2 protein-coding genes are annotated in these 3,425 nt (G+C 71.7%); one reads left to right on the top strand and one right to left on the bottom strand.

Annotated elements, in window-relative coordinates:
• Nucleotides 1-109 precede the first annotated feature (109 nt).
• On the bottom strand, nucleotides 110-1,021 hold the full coding sequence (locus ACFV6I_RS37745) for an aminoglycoside phosphotransferase family protein (RefSeq protein ID WP_380430620.1): 912 nt from the start codon (nucleotides 1,019-1,021) through the stop codon (nucleotides 110-112).
• 434 nt (nucleotides 1,022-1,455) lie between these two features.
• On the opposite strand from ACFV6I_RS37745, the gene ACFV6I_RS37750 reads away from it, so the two are divergent.
• The gene (locus tag ACFV6I_RS37750) at nucleotides 1,456-1,878 is read left to right on the top strand and encodes a hypothetical protein (RefSeq protein WP_380430623.1); all 423 of its coding nucleotides are present in this window, start codon (nucleotides 1,456-1,458) and stop codon (nucleotides 1,876-1,878) included.
• Nucleotides 1,879-3,425 lie beyond the last annotated feature (1,547 nt).

Here is a 3,425-nt window from a genome sequence, read left to right on the forward strand (position 1 = left end):
CGGCGGGACGCGGCGGGACGCGGCGGGACGCGGCGGGACGCGGCGGGACGCGGCGGGACGCGGCGGGACGCGGCGGGACGGGGCGGGACGGGGCGGGACGGGGCGGGGGTCAGATGAGTGCCTCCACGATCTGGGCGCAGCGCGCCGGGTCCTCGGTGAAGCCGGCGCGCAGGCCCCACATCCAGTACTCGGCGGCTCGCAGCAGTGCCCATTTGCGGGCGCGGTCGGGGTCGAGGTCCGCGGCGTCGGCCAGGGCGTCGATGCCCCACTGGACGCGGGAGGGGCCGAGTTCGTCGAACCGGCTCCACAGCAGGGGTGCGACCTGGTATTCGAGGACGCCGCGCACGATCAGCGGGTCGACGACGGACCAGTGCCCGTCGGGGGTGCGCAGGACCTGGTCGTAGTGGAGGTCGTTGTTGACCAGGACGGTGTAGTCATCGTGGGACAGTTCCTCGGCCAGGTCCAGTGCGCGGTCGAGTGCGCGTCGGGGTATCGGGCGGCCGAGTTCTTCCCACTGGGCGGGGAGTTCCCGCCGGTGGCCCGCGGCGATGTCTGCGGTCGTACGCAGGCCGTGGGGTGGTTCGATGGCCAGCCGCCGTAGCAGTATCCCGATCACGGGGACCGCCTGTGTCAGTGGTACGTCCCGGAGCGGGCGGGTGTGGTCCAGGCGTTGCAGCAGCATGACGCCCGCCGTGGTGTCGGTGTCGAGCAGGCGGACCGCGCCGTGCCCGTCCCACAGGCGTAGCGCGAGTACCTGTTCCTGCATCTGCCGGTCGGGCCACGTCACTTTCAGGGCCAGCGGCTCGCCGCCCCGGCGGACCGGCACGACGAGGCTGTTGTAGCCGTGCATGGGTGGCCCGTCGGCCGTCAGGTTCCAGCGCTCGCACCATTGGGCGACGGTGTCCGGCAGGGCCGTCAGCCACCGGCGGCCCGCCTCGCCCTCATGCTGCCAGCGGCCGAAGGCCCGAAGGGACTCGGGTACCTGCGTCAGGCCGTGTTGTTTCGGACTCCCGGAAGTCACAGCGTCTCCATCCAACATCTCCGCTACGGCCTGGTTCCAGGCCTCGTCGTCGCACCGTTCCTCCCCGATCCCGCAGTACGGCGCGGCGCGTCCGCAGGGGCGGTCGAGCCGACAGGAGATCCTATGCAACGGCTCCCCGGATGCCCTTGTGTGTCCTGGCAGTTCACGGCGAGTGCCGGAGAACCCCGTACGGATTCAGGACGGGTGCACCTGCGCAGAGGCACTGCGCCACCCGTAAGCCGCATCCACGACCTCACGGGACAGAACACCTGACACCGACCATCCCACGGCCCGGACGGGCGGCCGCCGGGAAACAGTCCCCGACCGTCCCACGGCCCGGGCGGGCAGCCGCCGGGCGGGGTTGTGCAACAGGTCGTCAACAGGTTTCCGTGAAACGGCCACGCGACCGTGGCCCGTGGGCGGATCATGTTCGGGTGCCGATCATCCCGAACCCGCCCCCGTCCCCGCCCGCCAGGCCCCCCTCCTGGGAGGACCGGCTGGAGGCCTGGGTCGGGATATGCGCCGCCCGACTCTCTTTGTGGGGCCACGACTTCACCGACGGAGCATGGCCCGACACCGAAGACCTCGCCGTCCTCCTCGCCCGGACCGTGCACGAAGTCGCCGAGATCCCCTCGATGCGGCCGGCCCACCACGCCCTGACCGCCGCACTCGCCCGCGTCCACGCCGCCGAACGCTGGCTCCGCCCCTACAACGCGGCCTCTCCCTCCATGGCCTGCCACCACCTGCGCCAGGCCGCCGAACACCTCCACACCGCCCACCGCCACCTCACCGACACCGCACCCCAAGGCCGCCCCAGCCTCCCACCCCGACGGGGCCCCACTTCCCCAAGCCCCTGACCACACCAACAACCCGGCAACCCGCCGACGGACCATCAACCCGGCCACAACAGGACGACGGGACGACAGCGCGGCGGCGGCAGGGCGGCACGGCGGCGACGACGGCCGACAGGAGAACCCCGACAACAGGCCACGGGCGACGGCGGCGCCGAAGAAAGCAGCAGCCGGGACGCCGTCACCCCCCGAGGCGCAACAGAACAGGACGACCGACGCTGGCCGCGCCGGGGCACCGCAGGGATGGAACATCACCACGCTCTTGAGCCCGCGGCCGGCATGCCGTTAGGGTCGCCACGCGCCGTCTCACGAACTGGATCTCCGGAAAAGTCTTCATGCCTCGCAGGTCACCGGGCGAGATAAGGTCCCACCTGCCGCAGCGCTTCCCCCGCGACCGACCCGCAGTCGTCCGCAGGCCCCCCCGTCATCCCAGGGCTCTCGGCCAGCGCCAATCGCCAGATCGCCCGGTTCGAGCAGGCCTACGGACTACACCCTGGCACTGTCGCTCACGCATTCGGGAGCTGGGCCCGAACCGGTCGGCGCCCGCGTCGCGACCTGGCGCCGTGGTACGGATACGACGATACGGACCTGTGGAGCGGGTACCACCACGTCAGAACCCTGCTGGAACGGGCCGTCCGGGCCCTGCAAACCCGGGCCCGCCGAGAACTGCGCAGAGAACTCGGGCCTCTCGACGAACGCATCCTCGCCCGGACAGTCAACGACCCGTTCGCACCACATGGCCTTCCCTGGTGGAAACGACGGATCGAGATATGACAAGAGGAGAACACGGACGGGCACCGGGCCACCGGCCACCCCGGCCCGCACCACCGAAAACCCGCAGGTCACACCCCCTGGTCCCCCACGGAACCGCCTGCCTCATAAGCCACCGACGCTGGTCGAACGAGGGAGCAACACCCAGCGGAACCGGTGAAGTCGGAGGGGGCCGGGCGATTCGGAGGAGGGCTGGGCAAAGCCGCGGGAGAGGCGATCGCCGCCCCGCACGCGATGCGGGCGCGGCCGGACAGGCCACGCGCCACAGGCACCCCTGAGGTAGCGGCATCGGCGCGCGGAACGGGAAATCTTCCTGTCGCGGACGGCTTTGAAGGGTCGTTCGTACGGGAGTACGCCGAAGAATTTCCTGCCAGGCGGCGCTGACGAGGCCTGATACCCACTGCTACCGGCAACCCGGGAACGGGGGTGACCATGACACGATCAACCCGCACACCCGGCACTCCACCAGCACGCACTGGCCCTCACACGGACTCCGAACCCGGACGGTGACGGCGGACCTGAGCAACCACGCCCCGGGACGACGGCGAGCGAGCACGGCGGAGCGTCCCCGACCGACGACGCGTCAGACACCGAGCGCGGGCCGCCGAGGAGACGGTGGGGTCATCGGTGATCCCCGAGCCACCGCGCTCCCACCGCCGTCGGCGAACCGGACCCGGCACCCACACGGGACGGGGGGGGGGGGGCGCGGGGGCCCGCGGGGCGCGCGGGGGGGGGCACGCCCACCGCACTCCCCGCGCTCTCTGTGTGTGTGTGGTGGTGGG

This window comes from Kitasatospora sp. NPDC059803 (assembly GCF_042732255.1).
Classification (GTDB): Bacteria; Actinomycetota; Actinomycetes; order Streptomycetales; family Streptomycetaceae; genus Kitasatospora.